General features: G+C 36.1%; 22 protein-coding genes and 1 other annotated feature. All 22 genes read right to left on the reverse strand.

Annotated elements, in window-relative coordinates; all coding sequences use genetic code 11:
• Positions 1-2: 2 nt before the first annotated feature.
• Positions 3-461, reverse strand: coding sequence for a lipoprotein signal peptidase LspA (gene lspA, locus EGX95_RS17880; RefSeq protein ID WP_000642177.1), 459 nt, complete (start codon positions 459-461; stop codon positions 3-5).
• 124 nt (positions 462-585) lie between these two features.
• Positions 586-915: a TraR/DksA C4-type zinc finger protein gene (locus EGX95_RS17885; RefSeq protein ID WP_001004664.1), complete on the reverse strand. Its 330-nt coding sequence runs from the start codon at positions 913-915 to the stop codon at positions 586-588.
• Positions 916-1071: 156 nt separating this feature from the next.
• Positions 1072-3837, reverse strand: a complete 2766-nt coding sequence (gene ileS2 / locus EGX95_RS17890) for an isoleucine--tRNA ligase (RefSeq protein ID WP_000455936.1) — start codon at positions 3835-3837, stop codon at positions 1072-1074.
• Between the two features lie 71 nt (positions 3838-3908).
• Positions 3909-4133: a binding site (T-box leader), on the reverse strand.
• Between the two features lie 51 nt (positions 4134-4184).
• Positions 4185-4691 carry a septum site-determining protein DivIVA gene (gene divIVA / locus EGX95_RS17895; RefSeq protein WP_001131612.1) on the reverse strand — a complete coding sequence of 169 codons (507 nt, stop codon included), beginning with the start codon at positions 4689-4691 and terminating at the stop codon, positions 4185-4187.
• Between the two features lie 89 nt (positions 4692-4780).
• On the reverse strand, positions 4781-5548 hold the full coding sequence (locus EGX95_RS17900) for a YlmH family RNA-binding protein (protein ID WP_000029725.1): 768 nt from the start codon (positions 5546-5548) through the stop codon (positions 4781-4783).
• Positions 5549-5563: 15 nt separating this feature from the next.
• Positions 5564-5827: a YggT family protein gene (locus EGX95_RS17905; protein WP_000450919.1), complete on the reverse strand. Its 264-nt coding sequence runs from the start codon at positions 5825-5827 to the stop codon at positions 5564-5566.
• Positions 5828-5833: 6 nt separating this feature from the next.
• The gene (locus EGX95_RS17910; RefSeq protein ID WP_000119138.1) at positions 5834-6304 is read right to left on the reverse strand and encodes a cell division protein SepF; all 471 of its coding nucleotides are present in this window, start codon (positions 6302-6304) and stop codon (positions 5834-5836) included.
• A gap of 19 nt (positions 6305-6323) precedes the next feature.
• The gene (locus tag EGX95_RS17915; protein ID WP_000218169.1) at positions 6324-6998 is read right to left on the reverse strand and encodes a YggS family pyridoxal phosphate-dependent enzyme; all 675 of its coding nucleotides are present in this window, start codon (positions 6996-6998) and stop codon (positions 6324-6326) included.
• On the reverse strand, positions 6995-7813 hold the full coding sequence (pgeF, locus tag EGX95_RS17920) for a peptidoglycan editing factor PgeF (protein ID WP_001209000.1): 819 nt from the start codon (positions 7811-7813) through the stop codon (positions 6995-6997). Before pgeF ends, EGX95_RS17915 begins: the two co-directional genes overlap by 4 nt.
• A gap of 118 nt (positions 7814-7931) precedes the next feature.
• Positions 7932-8216, reverse strand: coding sequence for a YlmC/YmxH family sporulation protein (locus EGX95_RS17925; RefSeq protein ID WP_001993471.1), 285 nt, complete (start codon positions 8214-8216; stop codon positions 7932-7934).
• Positions 8217-8383: 167 nt separating this feature from the next.
• A complete protein-coding gene (gene sigG / locus EGX95_RS17930; protein ID WP_000197753.1) occupies positions 8384-9163 on the reverse strand; it encodes an RNA polymerase sporulation sigma factor SigG in 780 nt (259 codons plus the stop codon).
• A 157-nt stretch (positions 9164-9320) separates the two neighbouring features.
• Complete coding sequence (sigE, locus tag EGX95_RS17935; protein WP_123805691.1) at positions 9321-10040, reverse strand: RNA polymerase sporulation sigma factor SigE; 720 nt, start codon at positions 10038-10040, stop codon at positions 9321-9323.
• A 19-nt stretch (positions 10041-10059) separates the two neighbouring features.
• Positions 10060-10977, reverse strand: a complete 918-nt coding sequence (spoIIGA, locus tag EGX95_RS17940; RefSeq protein ID WP_000261978.1) for a sigma-E processing peptidase SpoIIGA — start codon at positions 10975-10977, stop codon at positions 10060-10062.
• A gap of 315 nt (positions 10978-11292) precedes the next feature.
• Positions 11293-12447, reverse strand: coding sequence for a cell division protein FtsZ (ftsZ, locus tag EGX95_RS17945; protein ID WP_000888991.1), 1155 nt, complete (start codon positions 12445-12447; stop codon positions 11293-11295).
• A 39-nt stretch (positions 12448-12486) separates the two neighbouring features.
• Positions 12487-13794 (reverse strand): cell division protein FtsA, encoded by a 1308-nt coding sequence (ftsA, locus tag EGX95_RS17950; RefSeq protein WP_001087555.1) that lies wholly within the window; start codon positions 13792-13794, stop codon positions 12487-12489.
• A 400-nt stretch (positions 13795-14194) separates the two neighbouring features.
• Positions 14195-14965, reverse strand: coding sequence for a cell division protein DivIB (divIB, locus tag EGX95_RS17955; RefSeq protein ID WP_000798230.1), 771 nt, complete (start codon positions 14963-14965; stop codon positions 14195-14197).
• 98 nt (positions 14966-15063) lie between these two features.
• Positions 15064-15969 carry a UDP-N-acetylmuramate dehydrogenase gene (gene murB, locus EGX95_RS17960; RefSeq protein WP_000437043.1) on the reverse strand — a complete coding sequence of 302 codons (906 nt, stop codon included), beginning with the start codon at positions 15967-15969 and terminating at the stop codon, positions 15064-15066.
• A gap of 61 nt (positions 15970-16030) precedes the next feature.
• Positions 16031-17125, reverse strand: coding sequence for an undecaprenyldiphospho-muramoylpentapeptide beta-N-acetylglucosaminyltransferase (gene murG, locus EGX95_RS17965; RefSeq protein WP_001265415.1), 1095 nt, complete (start codon positions 17123-17125; stop codon positions 16031-16033).
• A 104-nt stretch (positions 17126-17229) separates the two neighbouring features.
• Positions 17230-18321, reverse strand: a complete 1092-nt coding sequence (gene spoVE, locus EGX95_RS17970; protein ID WP_000753510.1) for a stage V sporulation protein E — start codon at positions 18319-18321, stop codon at positions 17230-17232.
• A gap of 90 nt (positions 18322-18411) precedes the next feature.
• Positions 18412-19764, reverse strand: coding sequence for a UDP-N-acetylmuramoyl-L-alanine--D-glutamate ligase (gene murD, locus EGX95_RS17975; RefSeq protein WP_000860123.1), 1353 nt, complete (start codon positions 19762-19764; stop codon positions 18412-18414).
• Positions 19765-20739, reverse strand: coding sequence for a phospho-N-acetylmuramoyl-pentapeptide-transferase (gene mraY, locus EGX95_RS17980; protein WP_000893058.1), 975 nt, complete (start codon positions 20737-20739; stop codon positions 19765-19767).
• A gap of 22 nt (positions 20740-20761) precedes the next feature.
• On the reverse strand, positions 20762-22237 hold the full coding sequence (gene murE / locus EGX95_RS17985; RefSeq protein WP_063246744.1) for a UDP-N-acetylmuramoyl-L-alanyl-D-glutamate--2,6-diaminopimelate ligase: 1476 nt from the start codon (positions 22235-22237) through the stop codon (positions 20762-20764).
• Positions 22238-22401: the final 164 nt, after the last annotated feature.

Raw genomic sequence — 22401 nt, forward strand, 5'->3', positions numbered from 1 at the left:
AATTACTCCTTCGTTTTCTTGCCTTCTAATAATGTTTGAATAATAATTAATACAACACCAATACATAATGCTGAATCAGCGATATTGAATACTGGATAGTTGTACGAGAAAATATACACGTGAATGAAATCCACTACTTCTTGTCTAAATACACGATCAATAAAATTACCAATTGCTCCGCCTAAAATTAGACCTAATGAAATTCCTAGAAGCTTGTCTGTTTTTGCATATTTTTTCATATAAAATACGATAAATGCTACAAAAACGACTGTAATAATGTAGAAAAACCACATTTTATTTTCTAAAATGCCCCAAGCAGCTCCTCTATTTCGATGTGATGTTATGTATAATACATTATCGATAATCGGAATACTCGTACCCAATTCCATGTTCTTTACAATTAGCCATTTCGATATTTGATCGATGGCAATGACGAATAACGCTATTACATAATATATCATTTTCATTTCCCCCACAAAGACAGTGTACCTCAAAATTTTAGCATAGCTGCAACCTTTTCACAATGAACCTTTATAGAAGAATAAAATAAATTAAAAAAAGGTAATATAATATCGTTGTGCACATTCATACATTTACTTTTTCATAGAAAAATTCATGAATGGTACGTGCAGTCGGCATCGTTTTCATTTGTTTTACCGACATTACTCTCCCTGTGTCTTCACAAATACCATACATATCTATTTCCATTTTAAATAATGCACGTTCTACATCTTTTAAATCCTCTTTTATATCATGTAATAAAAGTTTTTTCTTTATCTCTTCCTTAATTTCATACCCAAGCTCTTCGCTAAACTCTGTATTATATTTGTACATAACCTCTTTAGCTAGCCTCTCTTGTAACTCTTTTCGCATCAATTGCAATTCTTCTTTGATTTCCATATACATTTCATTCACGTGTACATTCCTCCCAGTTGCAATGTACGATTAGTGTGTCCGAAATTTATATGCTTACCTCTCACACATTTTTCCTTCATAGGAAAGAGAGTGAAAGTTATTTCAATATACTGTTAACCAAAAAAATGACTGCACTTTACGTGCAGTCACCCCTTATTATTTTACATAATTTTCTTTAACAACCGTTGCACAACGCTCACATAATGTTTCATGTTCAGCATCTTTACCAATTGTTTCTGAAACTACCCAACAACGTTCACATGTTTCACCAGTTGCTTGAACAACAACAACCGCTGTATGTTCATACTTCGGTGCATCTGCTGGCGCTTCTTCCATCATGCCACCAAGTTTGTACTCAGAAACGATGAATAATTGCTTTAAGTCTTCGTTAATAGACTCTAACATAGCTTTCATTTCTGCAGTTGGATATAGCGTAATGCTTGCATTTAATGACTTACCGATTACCTTTTCATTACGAGCTACTTCTAACGCTTTTAATACGTCATCACGCAATGTCATAAATGCATCCCATTTTGTTTTTAATGCTTCTGCACCATCTAATTGTACAGCTTCTGGCATATCAGTTAATTGTACACTTTCTTCTGTTACACCTGGAATGTATGGCCATACTTCATCAGCTGTATGCGGTAAGATTGGTGTTACAAGTTTCGTCAATGCAACAAGAACATCATATAATACAGTTTGAATTGCACGACGATCTTCATGGTTCGCACCTTCAATGTATAAAATGTCTTTTGCAAAGTCTAAGTAGAATGAACTTAAATCAATTGTACAGAAGTTATGAATTGCATGATATACAGCAGCGAAGTCGTATGTCTCATATGCTTCTTTTACTTTTGTAATTAAGTCATTTAATTTCACTAACATGTAACGATCTACTTCACGAAGTTCAGCTACAGCTACTGTATTTTCACTTGGCTTAAAGTCGTCTAAGTTTCCTAATAAGAAACGGAATGTGTTACGGATTTTACGATACACTTCTGCTACTTGTTTTAAAATATCATCCGAAATACGTACGTCAGATTGATAGTCAACAGAAGATACCCATAAGCGTAAAATATCTCCGCCTAATTGATCCATAATTTTCTTCGGTACGACGATGTTTCCAATCGACTTACTCATTTTACGGCCTTCACCATCTAATACGAAACCATGGCTTAGTACGCCTTTATATGGCGCCTTACCTGTTACAGCAACTGCTGTCGATAATGAAGAGTTAAACCAACCACGATATTGGTCAGATCCTTCTAAATATAAATCAGCTGGACGTTGTAAGTCATCGCGCTCTTCTAATACCGCTTGGTGAGAAGAACCTGAGTCGAACCATACATCCATAATGTCTGTTTCTTTACGGAATTCACCATTTGGGCTACCTGAATGTGTAAATCCTTCTGGTAATAGATCTTTCGCTTCACGCTCAAACCATACGTTAGAACCGTGTTCACGGAATAAATCTGCTACGTGGTTAATTGTTTCATCCGTAATAATTGGATCACCATTCTCAGCATAGAATACTGGAATTGGCACACCCCATGCACGCTGACGAGAAATACACCAGTCACCACGGTCACGAACCATGTTATGAAGACGAGTTTCGCCCCATGCTGGTACCCATTTTGTTTCCGCAACAGCTTCTAATAACTCTTTACGGAATGCTTCAATAGATGCAAACCACTGTGCTGTCGCACGGAAAATAATAGGTTTTTTCGTTCTCCAATCATGTGGATATGAATGCGTGATGAATGTTAGTTTCAGTAACGCGCCTACTTCTTCTAATTTTTCTGTAATTGGCTTGTTAGCTTTATCATAGAATAAGCCTTCAAATCCAGGTGCTTCCTCTGTTAATACACCTTTATCATCAACTGGGCAAAGTACTTCTAAGCCATACTTTTTACCAACAATAAAGTCATCTTCCCCGTGTCCTGGTGCTGTATGAACACAACCTGTACCTGCATCTGTTGTTACGTGATCTCCTAGCATAACTAATGAATCACGATCGTAGAATGGATGCTTTGCAACTGTATACTCAAGCTCGCTACCTTTTACTGTTTTCACAACTTCAGCGTTTTCCCACTCTAACGTTTTTGCAACTGTCTCAAATAGTTCAGAAGCAATAATATATTTTTCACCATTTACTTTTACAATAGCGTATTCAAGTTCTGGGTGAACAGAAATACCTAAGTTTGCAGGCAACGTCCAAGGCGTTGTTGTCCAGATAATGTATTTCTCATCACCTTCTAATACGTTCTTTCCATCTTTTACAGGAAATGCTACGTAAATAGATGCAGATTTTTTATCTTGGTATTCAATTTCAGCTTCTGCTAAAGCTGATTCACTCGTTGGTGACCAATAAACTGGTTTTTGTCCTTTATAGATATAACCTTTTTTCGCCATATCACCAAACACTTTAATTTGTTGTGCTTCATATGCTGGCTCTAAAGTAATGTATGGGTTATCCCAATCAGCACGTACACCTAAACGCTTAAATTGCTCACGCTGACGTTCTACTTGTTCATATGCATACTCTGCACATAACTTACGGAACTCAGCAACTGTCATTTCTTTACGCTTCACACCTTTATTTGTTAAAGCTTGTTCAATTGGTAAACCGTGTGTATCCCAACCTGGGACATATGGTGCACAGAAACCAGTCATTGATTTATAACGAACGATAAAGTCTTTTAATACTTTATTTAATGCATGTCCCATATGAATGTCACCATTCGCATATGGAGGTCCATCATGCAGTACAAATAAAGGACGACCTTTCGTATGTTCTTGTACCTTTTCATAAATATTCATTTCCGCCCACTTTTCTTGCATTGCAGGCTCACGTTTTGGTAAATTCCCACGCATCGGGAACTCTGTTTTTGGCATTAGTAATGTATTTTTGTACTCCATGCTCAATTCCTCCTTACATGTATAAAAGAAAGACCTAAAAAACGGAATAAAAAAGAGACTTTCTCATCCCAAAAAGGGACGAGAAAGTCTCCCGCGGTACCACCCTAGTAGATTCTATACGTATGTATACAATCCTCTTTATATTCTTAACGCGAATATACGCCTACGCTTACTCTATTTGTTCAGCGCGGAACTCCAGGGTGATATTCCCATTATCTCCTTATCCTGAGCTTACACCATCCTCAGTTCGCTATATAAGGTATGAAAAAGGTACTTATCCCTATCTTCGTTTTTCTTAATAAATATGTTGTTTAAAATTATATGTAATAATGCGAAAAACGTCAAGCTTACACTGTTTCTTCTTTTTTCAACAGCTCGTCTACTTCGTCTTCTAACTCAATTAGTTTATCCCAATCATCGTTGTTTAACATTTCAAGCTGTGTTTCTAATAACATACGGAAACGAGTGCGGAATACTTTCGCTTGTTTCTTTAGCTCTTCAATATCAAAAGCAACTTTTCTTGATTTTACTAAAGCTTCGTTAATAATACGGTCTGCATTCTTTTCAGCTTCACGTACAATTAATTTTGCCTCTTTTTGCGCATTACGTTTTACTTCTTCCGCTGCTTCTTGTGCAACAACGATAGATTTGTTTAACGTATCTTCAATATTAGAGAAATGATCTAACTTCCCTTCTAATTGCGCAACTTGTTCTTCTAAAGCTTTTTTTTCACGAATGACTAATTCATAATCTTTGATAATTTGATCAAGAAACTCATTTACTTGATCCTCATCATAGCCACGGAATCCGCGACCAAATTCTTTGTTATGAATATCTAATGGTGTTAACGGCACAACGCCACCTCCAAGTAGTTATCTAAATTTCCTCTTTCAATTATATCTTTTCTTCGACAAAATAGGAGGATTTCCTTCTAAAAAACCAATCATTTTAGTATACCATACAAAATTCTCCATTTGTCGCGCTTTGTTCTACCTTCTACAGAAAACAATTTACTGCGTCCATATCCTCTCACTGAAAAAACATCTCCTGGATAACATTCATAAGAGGTTTGCTCCACTGTTTTCCAATTCACTTTTACTAAACCATTTTTTATGAAAGGTTGTACTTTTTGCCTAGATATATGTAACATTTCAGCTAACATAACATCTAAACGAAGTGAAGAAACCGTTCCGGATTTCTCCCCCCACGTTTCTTGTATCTGTAGAATTTTTTCCCCTTGCACTGGTGATAAGGAGACTTTCACTTTTCCTATAGATTGTAAGTTCATCTCAATATAAGATACAACTTCTTTCGCGACTACAATTTGGGCACGATCTTCTTGAAGCAAAATATCACCACATTTTTCTCTCGTTAAACCGAGAGACATAAATGTACCTAATATTTGCCTATGCTCTAGCGTATAAAACTTGGAAGGATAGTCAATTTCCAATACTTCTACTTGAAATTCCTCTTCATTTATTACTAGATAGTCCGGATAAATGAGTGCTCTTTTGCGCTCTGCTTGAGACGTTGCACCATCAAATTGTACAGCAACATCTCCTTGTCCTATTACCATCGTGACAATTTGTTGTTGTCTTGGATCAAGAAAGTCTGTTAACTTCACTTGATGGTACTCTGCTGCTCGCTTCCACTCTAACACTTTATCCACAAAGACCACTTCATCAGGTCTAAAATGCTCGTAGATGCTCATGTATTTAACCTCTTACTATAAGAAATAGCCGAATAAAGTTACTAAACCACTTGTAGCAAGTCTCAACGCAAAAATCGCAACAAGTGGTGAGATGTCAATCATACCAAGCGGCGGAATAAATCTGCGAAATGGTTCTAAATACGGTTCACAAATACGGGCAAGAAAATCTCCGAAAGTTGATTCCTTTGCACCTGGGAACCATGATAGGAGAATGTAAATAATAAGTGCCCACGAGTAAATCTCGATAGCAGTAACTAAAAGCCTTAAAACTGTTTCCATGGCGTATTACCACCTCTTTATATTTGTGTCTTCTTCTTCACCGAATAACTCTGAAATTGCACCAACTATATCTACATTTTCAGGCGTACACATAAATGTTTTCGGTCCTATTTTTTGAATGTCCCCGCCTATAGCGTATACAGTACCACTTAAAAAGTCAACGATACGTACAGCTTGATCCGTAGACATTCGTTGTAAATTAATTACAACAGCTCGTCTACCTTTTAAATGGTCCGCAATTCCTTGCGCTTCCGAATATGTGCGTGGTTCTAATAAAACAACTTTTGAGGATTGCTTCGCTGTTTCAATGCTCACAACATTTTGTTTCGTTTGCGCTTTTGGAAACGTAACATCTTGTTGTTCTGGCGGATCTTGCTGCTTCTTCATGTCCGTTTGCTCCTTTTCATAACTATATTGAGCTGCTTCTTTTTCTTCAGGTGTATCAAAAAAGAAGTATTTTACTTTTGACCAACTCATAATAAGATTCTCCTTCCTTTTACGCTTTTCCTACTAAAATCGTCCCCAAACGAATATATGTAGCACCTTCTTCAATTGCAATGGTGTAATCATTAGACATTCCCATTGATAATTCTTTACATGGCGCATGTAATAATTCTAACTCCTGCACCTCTGTTTGTAGCATACGTAATGTCTTAAAACAGCGTCTGATTTCTTCCTCTTCTTCTGTAAACGGAGCCATTGTCATTAGTCCAACCACTTCAATCTTATCCAATTCTTGCAAACTTTGAATAAAAGAAACGGTTTCTTCTATTGCCAATCCTTGCTTTGATTCTTCAGATGATGTTTTCACTTGAATAAAACATTTCACTTTCTTATCCGCACGTTTTTGAATTTCTTTTGCAAGTGAAAGACGATCTAACGAATGTAAATAATCGATTTCATTAATGATTTCTTTTACTTTTCTCGTTTGTAATGATCCAATAAAATGCCAATTCACTTTTGAACCGAAATGTTCATACTTCTGTAAGAAACCTTCATTTCTATTTTCACCTAAATCGATAATTCCTGCTTCAATTACTTCGTTTGTTTTTTCAATTCCTACCGTTTTTGTAACTGCAACGAGTTTAATATCTTGCAAAGAACGTCCCGCTCGCGCGCAAGATTGTTTAATTGCTTCGTTTACAGTTGTTAAATTTGTTTGTACTGTCACTTGCTTTCATCCTCCTTAAAACCTATGAAACTCAACATTCTCCCTGTCTTACCTTGATCACGACGATGAGAGAAAAACAGTTGCTCTTCACAGCTTGTACAAAGAGATGACATTACAATATTCTCTTCTTTTATGCCTGCTTGTACACATAATATACGATTAATTTCTTTTAAATTAATTGCGTACTGCCCGTCAGAAACTTTTTTATAAGGAACAGAACCGTTTACTACTTGCTCTGCTGCTGTTAACACTCGATCATCAACAATGTAACAACAAGATCCAATTGCTGGTCCAATCGCAACATGAATTTCATCACTCGAAATCCCTTCTGCATTCCATTTTTGAATCATTTCTTTTGCAATCTCTTTTACAGTCCCTTTCCATCCAGCATGCGCAAGTCCTATCATACCATGTGATGGTGCATAAAAATAGAGTGGAACACAATCCGCATAACAAGATGTTAAAAGAACATCATTATTAGTCGTATAAATGCCATCTGTTTTTGAAATGCCGTCTTCATATGAATAAACGCCACTTCCTTTTTCCTGTTGTCCTACTTTTTCAACATGATGATCATGAACTTGTTCAGAGCAAATCCAGTTTTCTAATGGTTTTTGTAACTTATTTGCTAAAATGCGTCTATTTTCATGAACGTTCTCGGCAATATCATTCACATGTAATCCTAAATTCATTGCATGAAAGGAGCCCGTACTTACCCCACCATCTTTTGTCGTAAATCCAGCAGTAATGTTTCCAAGTTCTTTCCACGCTTCTAAATACAGTATACCGTCCACATATTTAAATGGTTCTCTCATAACAGCGGCTCCTTTTAATTAAAATAACATAAAAAAGCATGGTACTTCCTGTCTATTTTACCATACTTTTATTTTTTCATAATCCTAACAGAAAAAAAAGAGGAATTTGTAATATTCTTTATGAAATTGTCGGTGTTTGTATTGATTCTGTTACAGAATTAACAGGATTTACTCTAACAAGTATGACATCTTCCCCAATTTTCACAATTTCTTTCCAAGGAATTACAATTTCTACGTCTTTCCCAAAAACCCCAAATATACGTGCCTGTTTAGAAATAATAATAGAATCGATCTTCCCTGTGTTCATATCAATTTCAATATCACCAATATTCCCCAGTCTTTTTCCGTCTGAAACATTTATTATATCTTTCATCTGCAATTCCGAAATTTGTATCACTTTCATCCTCTCCCTTATATATGACGAATCGAAAAAACATTGTTTCACAAATGAACAGGAAGCACCCTCTTACCAACCTCATATTATTTTCATTATATGAACACAACTATCCTACTATGAGCGCAAACAAACTATATGACATATAAAAAGGTCTCACCATAAATGGTGAAACCTTATCCTTGAATCGTCTTATTCATTTGTTTAATAGCTGATTTCTCTAAACGTGACACTTGTGCTTGAGAAATCCCAATTTCTTCTGCAACTTCCATTTGTGTTTTTCCTTGGAAGAAACGTTTTCGAATAATCATTTTCTCACGATCATTTAAACGCTTCATTCCTTCTTTTAGAGCTAACTCTTCAACCCACTGCTCGTCCTTTTGTTTTTCATCACTTAACTGATCCATAACAAAGATAGGATCCCCCCCATCGTTATAAATCGGCTCAAATAATGAAACTGGATCTTGAATTGCATCTAAAGCAAAAACGATTTCTTCATGAGTCACTTCAAGCACTTTTGCAATATCCATTGCTGTTGGTTCTTTTGAATTTTCTGCAATCAACTTTTCTCTTACTTGTAACGCTTTATACGCAATATCTCGTAATGAACGAGATACGCGAATCGGATTGTTATCACGCAAATATCTGCGTATTTCCCCAATAATCATCGGCACAGCATACGTTGAAAATTTTACATTTTGGCCTAAATCAAAATTATCAATGGATTTCATAAGTCCGATGCAACCAACTTGAAATAAATCGTCAACATATTCTCCTCTGTTATTAAATCTTTGGATGACGCTCAGTACAAGACGTAAGTTTCCATTCACTAATTTCTCTCTTGCGCTTATCTCTCCACTTTGCATTTCACGAAATAATTTACGCATTTCATCATTTTTTAGTACGGGAAGTTTAGCTGTATCAACACCGCAAATTTCTACTTTGTTTCTCGTCAAAGTGTTCCCTCCTATCGGGAGTTGCTGTACAGTGTAAAGTATTTCCTTTGAAGGGGATTTTATGCATGCGGTTTTCTCTTCATTTTTCATTTTCGTTGTCCTTCCTCATACAACGAAAGAGAATAAGACCAGCCTACATAACGGCTGGTCTTATTCTTTACACCATTTTATTAAATTCTTTTCTTAATCTTTTTATGATTCTTTTTTCTAAACGCGAAATGTATGACTGTGAAATCCCAAGCATATCCGCTACATCTTTTTGCGTCTTTTCCTCTCCTCCAGCAAGCCCAAACCGAAGTTCCATAATTTGTTTTTCACGATCATTTAATTGATGTAATGCTTTCATTAGAAGATGACGATCAACCGTAGCCTCTAAATCTTTTGTAATAATATCATCGTCTGTCCCTAATACATCTGATAATAAAAGTTCATTCCCGTCCCAATCGATGTTAAGCGGTTCATCAAAAGAAACTTCTGAACGATTTTTATTATTCCGGCGCAAATGCATTAAAATTTCATTTTCTATACAACGTGATGCATATGTTGCTAATTTTATTTTCTTTTCTGGATTAAATGTATTTACCGCTTTAATAAGCCCAATTGTTCCAATGCTAATTAAATCTTCAATATTTATCCCTGTATTTTCAAACTTTCTTGCTATATATACAACTAGCCGTAAATTGCGTTCAATCAGTAACGACCTTGCTGCCTGATCTCCTTTTGGCAATTTATTCAAAAGAACTTCCTCTTCTTCTTTCGTTAACGGCGGTGGTAACGCTTCACTTCCACCAATGTAATAAATTTCATCGGTCTTAATTCCTAATTTCAACAATACTTTATACCAAAAGTATACTAAATAAAATTTTAATTTCATCATATTATCCCGCCTCCCATTATTAAGCAATTACCATTTTTTGCGAAATTAACATTTTCGGATGCACAATACATTGATACTCTCCATTGGTTGACAACTGTTGTGTATTTAATCCAATCAATACTTTATTGACGACAATAGAACTACCTTCATGATAAATTTGTACACTTTCTGGCTTAATTGCCCATAAAAATTGATTCTCTACTCCTACTGCTCGGAAAGGAATTAAGCGTAATTTTGTCGCCCACCCAGAATCATTTTCTGGTATTTGAGGAATCTGTGTTTTGGAATAAATTTGTTCTGTTAACCAAGCTGGTAAACAATGTTCTAACGATGAAATATGCATAATCATAACAGGTGTTTTCGTTAACGGGTCGTAAAGTTGATTCCCACTATCAATTAAACCTGCGAGTTCTAGTTCCTCTTCAGCTAATTGAATTTTCAATTTCACAATTTGATCATAGTGTATTTTTGTAACCTCTACGCTTTCAATACGCTTTTTAGAAAAATAATAAATGATTGGAAAACCAAAAATAACGAACAACCAACTAATTGGGTCACCATAAGAAATTGATTGAGATTGAACCAACCCATTTACCATTTCATTCGTTTGCAAAAAGAAATGAGTGCCCATTAATCCTCCGCCAACCATAAAGGTTACAAAGTAAAAAGTAAAAACAGTTTGTGCATAATTTCTAAATGTTGTAAACCCAAATGCTGTATACACAATAAGTAACGAGTACAGTAGTTTCATAATTGGATGTGTCATCATAGAAGCAAAAGGAGTAAAGGCAAAAATAACAATGGTTGAACCTATAAATGCCCCTAACACAAGCCTCCATCTTTTGATCTTCTTTTTTAACACGGTAGCCGTTAATAAAAGTAAAAGAAAATCAATGCAGGCGTTTAACAACCAAACAACGTCGGCGTAAACAACCAAACAATTCACCTCTTTTTTTAAGTTGAGACTAGTATAATGCATATCCAATAGGAAAGTGTGTCAATTTGCGGAGGTGTTTTTTTGTTATTTTGTGCTTTCTAGACATAATCTGTCGGTAAAAAATAAAAGTAAATGTTTCATAGAATGCTATATACTTTTTACTTACATATAAAGTGAAACTTTAATCACCACGCACCAATCATGTTATCCGGCAAATAGCGGAATAGATTAAAATATATAAAATAAAAAAAGACCTGCTTAGGCAGATCTTTTCCCTGTATAAAACAAAAAAGGAGCATAAATGCTCCTTTTCTTTTATCGTCTACGACGATTACGTAAGAATGCTGGAATATCGATATCATCTGAATCTGAATGACGCTCATGTACAACTGGCTCTTCACGCTTCATTTCACGTTTTACTTCACGTTGTTTTGGAGGTTGAGCTACTGGCTGTTGCTGTTGTTGCGTGTGATTCACATTCGGACGGATAATTGGTTTTGGTGGTTGAGTTGCAATCGTATCATCAAAACCAGTTGCAATTACAGTTACAACGATATCATCTTTTAATCCTTCATTAATAACCGAACCGAAGATCATATTTACTTCTGGATCTGAAGCTGAAGCTACAATATCTGCCGCTTCTTGTACTTCATATAAGCTTAAGTTAGCTCCACCAGTAATATTCATGATAACACCTTGAGCTCCATCAATAGATGTTTCTAATAATGGACTAGAAATCGCTTTTTTCGCAGCTTCAGCAGCACGATTTTCTCCATTACCAGAACCAATACCCATTAAAGCAGAACCTCTATTAGACATAATTGTTTTTACGTCTGCGAAGTCTAAGTTAATTAAACCTGGTGTTGCAATTAAATCAGAAATACCTTGAACACCTTGACGTAATACGTTATCCGCTTCACGGAATGCCTCTAACATTGGCGTGTTTTTATCAACAATCTCTAATAAGCGATCGTTTGGAATTACAATAAGTGTATCTACATTTTCTTTAAATGCCGCAATACCAGATGCCGCTTGTGTTGCACGCTTACGTCCTTCAAATGTAAATGGACGTGTTACAACACCAACTGTTAATGCACCTAATTCTTTTGCCACTTGAGCAACAACTGGCGCTGCACCAGTTCCAGTTCCACCGCCCATACCAGCAGTTACGAATACCATATCAGCACCACGAAGTGCTTCTTGGATCTGTTCTTTACTTTCTTCTGCAGCTTTTTTCCCTACTTCAGGGTTTGCACCTGCACCAAGTCCACGTGTTAATTTTCCACCAATTTGCATTTTCGTTTCAGCTTTTGATAGATTTAATGCTTGTGCATCAGTATTCACAGCGATAAAGTCTACACCTTGTACACCGTGTTCAATCATACGGTTTACAGCATTATTTCCGCCACCGCCGACACCGATAACTTTTATATTCGCTAATTGATCTTGAGTAGTATCAAACTCTAACATGTCGAAATCCCCCTAGAACCTCATTTTTCGTGTCCAATTTTAATCCCATAAATAACGGAATACACGTTTTACTTTTGACATCATACGGTCATCATTTTGATTATTATTGTTTTGATTACGAGTTTTTTGTTTCGCAGGTTGCTGTTGTACCGGCGCCGGAGCTTGTGCTGGTACTGGTTCAAAATGCTCTTGCTTTTCCTGTACATTTTTCCCACGTAATTTAGCTTTTTGATAAGAATGTTTAATTAATCCTACTCCACTTGTATATTGTGGCTCACGCACACCAATATAATCAGGAGTTGCTATACGAACATTTTCATGTAAAATATCATATGCAAGATCAAGGACACCTGGCATAGAAGCAATTCCACCAGTTAGTACATAACCAGAAGCTACTTGCTTTACTCCTAACTTACGCACTTCATCTTGAACAAACATTAAAATTTCCTCTACACGAGCCTCTATTATATCCGATAATTCCAACTGAGAATATTGTTCTGTTTGGTCGCTTCCCATAATAGGAACCGTAAACATCTCTTCTTCAGATGCTGTATCATAAAAAGCATGTCCATATTTCAACTTAATTTGATCTGCATTTTCTGTTGAAGTTTTCAACCCAATTGCAATATCCTTCGTTATATGGTCTCCACCTAATGGTAATACGCTCGTCGCTTGTAACTCTCCATCTTTAAAAATAGATAAAGTTGTAGATCCTCCGCCCATATCAACAAGGGCTACTCCTCTATTTTTTTCATCCGAAGATATAGCAACTGTTGCAGCCGCTAAAGGTTGAAGACAAATATCAACAATTTCAAGACCTGCTTTTTCTACACAACGAAGTAGGTTATGTAGTAAAGTTCTCGAGCCTGTAATAAGTGTACCTTCCATTTCTAATCTTACACCGATCATCCCGCGTGGATCGTTAATCTCGTCAAGACCGTCTACAATGAACTGTCGAGGTACCACATCAATAAACTCACGTTCTGGAGCAATTGACACAACTTGTGCTGCATCTAGAACGCGTAAGACATCTTCATTCCCGATTTCACGATCTTCATTTGAAACAGCGACTACTCCGTGACAAGGAAGTAGCTGTACCTGGTTTGCATTGACACCCACTACAACTTGCTCAATGTGGATTCCCACCATGCGCTCAGCTTGTTCAATTGCTTTTTTAATTGATCGAACAGTCTCGTCTATATCAACTATCGATCCCTTCTTTAAACCATTTGATTTTACATTTCCAACACCAATAATGTTTAAGCTGTCATTAACCATTTCACCAATGATGACTTTAACATTGGATGTACCGATGTCAAGACTAACATATATTTCATTGCTGTTCATTCTTTGGCACCTCCTTCTTTATTTATACCATACAACTCAATATATGGAACAACAATCGCAACTTTACTATTTATAAGAAAAATATTCAACGTCTTTATACGTTTCCCTTTTTTAACCCTATATTTTTCTTATTTTTATTTAACATTCATTTAAGAATATCGCAGTAAACTGTGAATAACTGCTTATCTTGAAATAATTCCATTTCAAGTGTAAAGATTACCGCCAAGTATAAGTCTACACTAAGATGTACTCATAGAAAAGTGAAACTTGTACCAATCCTAGTATGAATCTAAGAATTTTTACATCTTTTTCATCAAATGAACCATTCTTGTAAATTCAGGCACATCCAACAGAACATTTGTTTCGTTTTTTCTACAATAACGTAGCGAACACTATCTTTCTATTCTTTTTTTTCTTCCGCCCCTAATTCTTTCGTATATGCCCCTACTTCTAAGTCAATTAATACCTTTTTACCCGGCTCAATTGTTTTTAAGATAAGTGGATAAGCTTCCATACGTTTTGCGAAATTTTGAATCGTAGTGCTCACTTCATACCCTTCATTCATATATAAAGTAAGGTGGTCTTCATTCGCATTCGTCGGTGAATAACGAATTTCAGAAATAGACCTTAAAATAGTTGGGGTTAATTTTTCAAGCTCAGCAATTAACTCCTTCATTTTTTCCTCTTTAAAAGGTTCAAAAATTGGCGCTGCAACAGGAAGTTTTCCGTTCGGGAGTACATCAAGTGTTTTCCCATTCTCTAATAACGGTTGTAATTTCCCTTCTTTGTTTATATAACCAATTGTTAAATATTCTTCAATATGAACGTCAATTTTATTTGGAAAACGTTTCTTTACATTTACTGCTTTAATTTCTTTTCGTTTCGTTAAATTTTCTTCAGCTTTATGTGCTGTCACCCGGAAATAACTTGTATCATACGTCACACCTGATTCCTTCATCACTTGTTCATCTGTCATATAATGATTTCCAAACACACTTATCTTTTTTATATTGCTAAGCGGAGACCGAAAATAAATTAAAAAGAGAACTAATAGAAATAAAATTGATATGTATAAAATCAACCGATGATTAACATTTTTCTTCTTTTTTTTCTGTTGATTTTTTAACTTTGGTACACGATCCTGTAGTTTAATCACTTTACTATTTTTCATGTACGATCCCCCTACGTAACATAAAGAACGGCATGTTCCTCATGCCGTTCTTATCTTCTTATTATAACATAAATGATAATGAGCGGAACGAATAACCGTTATCTTCCAATGATTTCTACTTCTGTATGCATTTCTACGCTAAATTTATCCTTGATTGTTTGTTTTACTAATGCAATTAAAGATAAGACATCTTGCGCGCTGGCTCCCCCAGTATTAATAATAAAATTCCCATGCATTTCAGAAATTTGAGCTCCACCTATTTGATAACCCCGAAGCCCCGCCTTCTCTATTAAATCTCCTGCAAAGTATGGAATTGGATTCCGAAACACACTTCCTGCACAAGGGTGATTCCATGGCTGTGTTTCACGACGGTAATCTTTATTCTTTTGCATAACACTTACAATTCTCTCACGCTCACCTATTTGTAATTGAAACTCAGCCTCCAAAACAATACCAGGACGTTTCGTTTGCAATACAGATGTACGATAGGAAAACTCCATTTCTCCATGCGTTAACCAGTCAATTGTTCCGTCTTCAAACAAAATAAGAGCTTTTGATAATATGTTTGATATATCCGAATTATGTGCTCCTGCATTCATATACACTGCACCGCCAACACTTCCTGGAATACCACTTGCGAACTCCAGACCGGCTAACCCTTGCCGACTAAGTAAAGTTGATAATTTAATTAGGGGATACCCACCACCAACTCTTACTCTATGTTTTTCGACTTCTAATTGGTCTAATCCTTCTCCTAAACGAATAACGACACCTTCTATACCTAGATCAGATACAAGAAGGTTCGAACCGCGACCAATTACAGTCCACTTTGTTTTATATTTCTTTACTAACTGCAACGTTTTTTCAATACCGGCAACATGCTTTGGCACAATTAAAATATCAGCTGGTCCACCTATTTTCATAGTTGTATAACGTGCTAACGGTTCATCCACTAACACGCGACCAACATTTGCTTCTATAAGCTCATTTACTAATTGCTCCATAAACAATCTCCCCCATACTAAGCATCCTTATTACAGTAGTATGCAGGGCGTTCACCTAACGTTATTTTTTTACAAGCTTATTCATTACTTCATACAACTTATTTGCTGCATCTGGAATACCTAATTGCCCAGCAGCAAGCTTCATATTTTGTAATGTTTGTGCATCTAATAAAATCTCGTCAATATCACGAATAAGTGTTTCAGCTGTTAAATCTTTTTCAAGCAACATTTTTGCTGCTCCTTTATCGACAACAGAACGTGCATTTTTTTCCTGATGGTTATTTGTTACATAAGGACTCGGAATTAACACACTTGGCTTACCTAACGCTGTTAATTCTGCAAGTGTTGTTGCTCCAGCTCTTGAGACAACAAGGTCTACACCTGTAAGTACTTCTGGCATATTATGAATGAAAGGTTTAATAATAACATTATTCGGGTTCCCTTTTTGCTTCACTGCATCCATCACTTTGTCGTAATGAACTTCACCTGTTACATACAATATTTCGTAACTTTTATTTCCAAACTGTTCAATTGCCTCTACGAAAGCATCGTTAATTGGTCTAGCACCACGGCTGCCACCAAAAATAAGCACGGATTTTTTAGGAAGAGATAAACCTACTGAACGTTTTCCTTTCATTCCATTTTGATCCATTACTTCTGACGCTCGTGGGTTTCCTGTCATGACCACTTTTGACTGCGGAAAATGTTCTGCAGCCGCTTCAAAACAAACTGCAACTTTATCAACATAGCGGCTTAAAAATTTATTCGTTACACCGGGTACACTATTTTGTTCATGTACAATAGTTGGAATACCTAATTTTGCCGCAGCATATACAACAGGTCCACATACATATCCACCTGTTCCAATTACAATATCTGGATTAAAACGACGAATATATCGTTTACTATCTTGTACACCTTTTAGAAAACGCATCACCGTTTTCACGTTATCTAACGATATTTTACGTTTAAATCCACTTATAACAATAGATTGAAACGGTATACCTGCTTTTGGCACGATTGTGCTCTCTAATCCATTCTCCGTACCAATATATAAAAACCTTGCTTCCGGATTTAATTTTTTTATTTCTCTTATTAAAGCAAGAGCCGGATAAATATGACCTCCAGTGCCCCCACCACTTACTAATACACGCACTACTAACTCCTCCGCTTCTCTTTTTCTTATTACAGTCGTATTTATTTCTATATACATATTGTTTCTTCGTACACATACGAAAAACCCTGTCTTATAAACAGGGTTTAGTAGCGAGAATGGCGACTTATATTTAATAATACACCTACTGCCATTAACATTAATGTCAAACTTGATCCACCATAACTTAAAAACGGCAAAGTAATACCCGTAACAGGCATCAATCCTGTTACAACACCAACATTAATCATTACTTGAATCGCAATCATCGCCACAATACCTACTGCTAAAAACGTACCATATAAATCTGGCGCTCCTAAAGCTATACGAATCCCACGCCATAATAATAGACTAAATAATAATAACACAAATGAACCACCAATAAAACCTAATTCCTCGGATAAGATTGCAAATATAAAGTCTGTTTGCGGTTCAGGTAAATAAAGAAACTTTTGTCTACTTTGTCCAAGTCCAAGCCCGAATAATCCACCTGGTCCAATTGCGAGTAACGATTGAATAATTTGAAATCCACTTCCAAGCGGATCTGACCACGGGTCTAAATATGATGTAATACGTTTCATCCGATACGGTGCTGATGCAATTAGCCCTACAAATCCTGCTACACCAAGCAAACCAAACATTGCAAAGTGAAAGACTCTTGCTCCTGAGATAAATATCATAATGATACATGTCCCAACCATTACCGTCCCTGTACCAAGGTCGGGCTGTAACATAATCATTCCGAAAGCAAGAAATACAAAACCTAAAGCTGGTAGTAAACCACGTTTAAAAGAGGTAATTAATTTTTGTCGTTCCGCTAAAAATTTCGCTAAGAAAATAATCATCGCAAACTTCATAAATTCGGACGGTTGAATGGAAAATGCCCCGATTCCAATCCAACTTCGCGCTCCTCCTCGAACAAGACCTACTCCAGGAATAAGAACGAGAATAAGAAGAATGAAGCAAACTAGCAAAATTACTTTTGAATACGTACGCCACACCCAATAATCAATTTTCATAATAAAAAACATAGCCACTACACCAAGACCTGCGAATAGCAATTGCCTTTTTGCAAAAAAGAATGAGTCCCCCATTTTATAAGAGGCCCAAACCGCACTCGCACTATAAACCATAATCATTCCGATTGTTAACAACGCAAGTGTAACGATGATGAGAATAAAATCAGGCGTTTTCTTCATTACCCATAAACACCACCTCTTTAGGCAGAAACTTTTGCCCTATGTAACAAAACATCAGTAGGTGTTAGCCTACTGATGTTTTGATTTACTTTATATAAGTTTATGCACAGCTTGTATAAAAATGTCTCCTCTTTCTTCAAATGTTTTAAATTGATCCCAGCTTGCACATGCTGGAGAAAGAAGAATTACATCGCCATCTGTAGAATGAGCATAAGCTTTCACTACAGCTTCATCTAAAGTATCGACACTTTCAATTGTATCTAATCCCGCTTTTTCTGCAGCTCTTACTAATTTTGGAGCTGTTTGTCCAAATGTTACAATCGCTTTAACATTTTTGAAATACGGAATTAAATCATCGAATTCATTTCCACGATCCAGCCCACCTGCTAATAACACAGTCGGTTGTGTAAACGCAGATAAAGCTTTCTCTGTCGCTAACATATTCGTTGCTTTTGAGTCATTATAAAACTTACGGTTGTTTATAGTTGTTACATATTCTAAACGATGTTTTACACCTGTAAAACGTTTTAAAACTGCCGTAATTGCTTTATTAGAAACACCCAATAATTTTGCGATACTCATCGCTGCTAAAATATTTTCTAAATTATGTTGACCAGGTAAAACGATATCGCCTACTTCAACAACTTTTTCACCTTTAAAATAAAGAGCATTATCTTTTATACACGCACCATCTTCAATTTCTTTCGTTGTTGAGAACAGTACTTTTTGACCTTTACTATAAGCAGATAAAGCCATCACATCTGCATCATCTGCATTTATTACACTATAATCATTTTCTGTTTGGTTTTTAAAAATATTCGCTTTTGCTAAACCATATTCTTTCTTCGTCCCATGATAATCTAAGTGGGCCTCAAATAAATTTAAAAACGCAGCAATTTTAGGTTGGAACAATTCTACTCCCATCAATTGGAACGATGAAAGTTCTGTAACTACAACTTCATTTTCTTTCGCATCCTGTGCAACTTCACACGCTACAGTTCCAATGTTCCCTGCAATTACGGGATGCTTTTGTCCTTCTTTTAGCATTTCAAATGTAAGCATTGTCGTCGTCGTTTTACCGTTAGACCCCGTAATCCCAACAAATGGTGCTTCTGAAATACGATATGCTAATTCAACTTCCGTAACAATTGGAATTTGCTTTTCTTTCGCAGCAACTAATATTGGATTAGAATACGGGATTCCTGGATTTTTTACTACAAGAGAAATATTTCTCTCTAATAATTCTAAAGGATGACCACCGCATACAACATCCATTCCTTTTGCTTGTAATTCTGCAGCAAGTACATTCTCTGCTAAAGGCTTTCCGTCATTTACAATAACATTTGCCCCTAACTTTTGTAACAATGTAGCTGCTGCATAACCACTTTTTGCAATGCCTAATACAAGAATATTTTTATTTTGAAATTCAGTTACAGTTTTCAATTACATCCACACCCCGATATAAATTCCTAACACAGCTAATAAAAATCCTACAGACCAAAACGTCACAACGACACGCCACTCTGACCAACCACATAATTCATAATGATGGTGTAGTGGACTCATTTTAAAGACACGTTTTCCTGTTGTTTTAAATGAAATGACCTGAATAATAACCGATAAAGTTTCCATTACGAATACTCCGCCAATGATTACAAGTAGCAATTCTTGTTTTAATAAAATTGCTACAGCTGCAATGGCTCCACCTAAAGCTAATGAACCTGTATCTCCCATAAACACTTTTGCTGGATTCGCATTGAATACTAAAAATCCAAGTACAGCTCCTACAACTGCCATACAGAATATCGCTACTCCAAATTGCTCTTGTGCCACAGCAATAATACTAAATGCTCCAAATGCAATAGCAGCAGTTCCTGATAATAAACCATCTAAACCGTCAGTTAAGTTAACTGCATTTGATCCACCAATAAGCATAAATAGTACAAGTACAAAATACGCCCAACCTAATTCAAACTTAACATCCGTTCCCGGAATCATGATGTATGTGTGGAACGCTTGCCCTTTTCCAATTAAAAAGAACGCAATAGCAATAACAAGCTGACCTACTAATTTTTGTTTTGATGTTAAACCAAGATTTCTCTTCTTAACTACCTTTATGTAGTCATCTAAAAATCCAATCAATCCGTAACCAAATGTCACTAATAGTAATAACGATACCTCTGCACCTAAATGATTAAACTTAATCGCCATAATAAGTGAAGTTACCATCATAGATACGTATATGACGATACCACCCATTGTCGGTGTCCCTGATTTTTTTTGATGTGATTTTGGTCCCTCATCACGAATACTCTGTCCGAACTTTAATTTTCTTAAAAATGGAATAAACAATGGCGAAAGGGCAACAGAAATTAAGAATGCTACCCCAGCCGTTACTAATAAACCTTGCTCAAGCACATGTAGTCCTCCTCTCACGTTGTTACTCTTCGTTGTTTAAACGCTCTGTAATTGCTTCTTTAGCGATTTCACGATCATCAAAATGATGAACATCTTTACCAATAATTTGATATGTTTCATGACCCTTACCAGCAATAATGATAATATCTTCAGCTTTTGCGTTAGCAATTGCATGGTATATCGCTTCTTTTCTATCAATAATTACTTCATAATTATTTCCAATTGCACCATGTACCATATCATCTAAAATAGCTCCTGGCTCTTCACTTCTTGGATTATCTGAAGTGTAAATGGCGTGAGTTGCATATCGTGTTGCAACACTTGCCATGATTGGTCTCTTCGTTCTATCTCTATCACCGCCACAACCGACGATGCAATATACGTCACCTTTTGCAAACTGTTTTGCTGTTTTTAATACATTTTCTAAGCTATCTGGTGTATGTGCATAATCAACAATAACTGTATAATTTTGTCCACCATCAACTACTTCAAAACGTCCTGGAACTCCAGCTAGTTTCTTTATTACATCAATAATTGTTTCTAAACTTACACCAGAAACAAGTCCTGCCGCTGTCGCAGCTAGTACGTTATATACATTAAATTTCCCAATTAATTTCATCGTAACATTTACACTCTCATACGGTGTTACAAGCGTAAATGTAGTTCCACCACTTGTCATAACGATATCTTTTGCCATAACATCACTTGTTGTATCAATTCCATACGTTACAACAGTTGCTGCAGTACTTCTCATATATTCCGCTGTTACAGCATCATCGTTATTCAATACCGCGTATTTTTCACGATTATGATTATAACTATTGCCAAGTTGCGCAAATAGCAACCCTTTTGCATGTTTATATTCTTCCATCGTTTTATGATAGTCTAAATGATCTTGTGTTAAATTTGTAAACACTGCGACATCGTAATCACATCCGTGTACACGACCAAGATCTAAAGCATGTGACGAAACTTCCATTACTGTGCTATCCACACCGTGTTCAACCATTTTTGCAAACGTCTGTTGAAGTGTTAGTGCATCTGGTGTTGTATTTTTCACCTCAAATGTTTCATCACCGATTTTCATATTAATCGTTCCAATTAGCCCCGTTTTATGACCATGTGCGCGCATAATCTCATCCATAATATGCGATGTTGTTGTCTTTCCATTTGTACCTGTAATACCGATTAAATGTAACTTGTGTGTTGGTTGACCATAAAAATAATCAGCTAAAACCGCTAACGAACGAAAAGTATTTTTCACAAGTACAACTGGAACGTCAACATCAATTGGTCTTTCCGCAACAATAGCAGCCGCTCCTTGTGCCGCTGCTTGCTTAGCAAAATCATGGCTATCAACCGTATATCCTTTCATACATACAAATAAGCTTCCTTCTTTCACTTTACGTGAATCAGCTTCTATAGATGTGATTTCTGGATTTTCTTTTGGAACAACTGGAAAATCATGCAAACATGATACAAGTGTATGCAACTTCATTTCACTAAACCCTCTCTACATTGTGTATTTATCTCTTTTATTAATAAGCAACACGTTACCTCCTAATTATGTAAAATAGGAGGTAAGTGCTACTGTGTCTAATAAATAGACCTATTTATAACCGAGACTCTTGCGGTCTCAAATTAAGTAACTCTTCTATAAAG

The organism is Bacillus sp. FDAARGOS_527, from assembly GCF_003812125.1.
Classification (GTDB): Bacteria; Bacillota; Bacilli; order Bacillales; family Bacillaceae_G; genus Bacillus_A; species Bacillus_A paranthracis.

Excerpts from the sequence above, each read along its gene's own strand:
- lspA (WP_000642177.1), bottom strand. The coding sequence starts at position 461 with ATGATATATTATGTAATAGCGTTATTCGTCATTGCCATCGATCAAATA.
- ileS2 (WP_000455936.1), bottom strand. The coding sequence starts at position 3,837 with ATGGAGTACAAAAATACATTACTAATGCCAAAAACAGAGTTCCCGATG.
- EGX95_RS17900 (WP_000029725.1), bottom strand. The coding sequence starts at position 5,548 with ATGAGCATCTACGAGCATTTTAGACCTGATGAAGTGGTCTTTGTGGAT.
- EGX95_RS17905 (WP_000450919.1), bottom strand. The coding sequence starts at position 5,827 with ATGGAAACAGTTTTAAGGCTTTTAGTTACTGCTATCGAGATTTACTCG.
- EGX95_RS17910 (WP_000119138.1), bottom strand. The coding sequence starts at position 6,304 with ATGAGTTGGTCAAAAGTAAAATACTTCTTTTTTGATACACCTGAAGAA.
- pgeF (WP_001209000.1), bottom strand. The coding sequence starts at position 7,813 with ATGAGAGAACCATTTAAATATGTGGACGGTATACTGTATTTAGAAGCG.
- EGX95_RS17925 (WP_001993471.1), bottom strand. The coding sequence starts at position 8,216 with ATGAAAGTGATACAAATTTCGGAATTGCAGATGAAAGATATAATAAAT.
- sigE (WP_123805691.1), bottom strand. The coding sequence starts at position 10,040 with ATGATGAAATTAAAATTTTATTTAGTATACTTTTGGTATAAAGTATTG.
- ftsZ (WP_000888991.1), bottom strand. The coding sequence starts at position 12,447 with ATGTTAGAGTTTGATACTACTCAAGATCAATTAGCGAATATAAAAGTT.
- ftsA (WP_001087555.1), bottom strand. The coding sequence starts at position 13,794 with ATGAACAGCAATGAAATATATGTTAGTCTTGACATCGGTACATCCAAT.
- divIB (WP_000798230.1), bottom strand. The coding sequence starts at position 14,965 with ATGAAAAATAGTAAAGTGATTAAACTACAGGATCGTGTACCAAAGTTA.
- murB (WP_000437043.1), bottom strand. The coding sequence starts at position 15,969 with ATGGAGCAATTAGTAAATGAGCTTATAGAAGCAAATGTTGGTCGCGTG.
- spoVE (WP_000753510.1), bottom strand. The coding sequence starts at position 18,321 with ATGAAGAAAACGCCTGATTTTATTCTCATCATCGTTACACTTGCGTTG.
- murE (WP_063246744.1), bottom strand. The coding sequence starts at position 22,237 with ATGAAGTTGCATACACTTGTATCATGTTTGCATGATTTTCCAGTTGTT.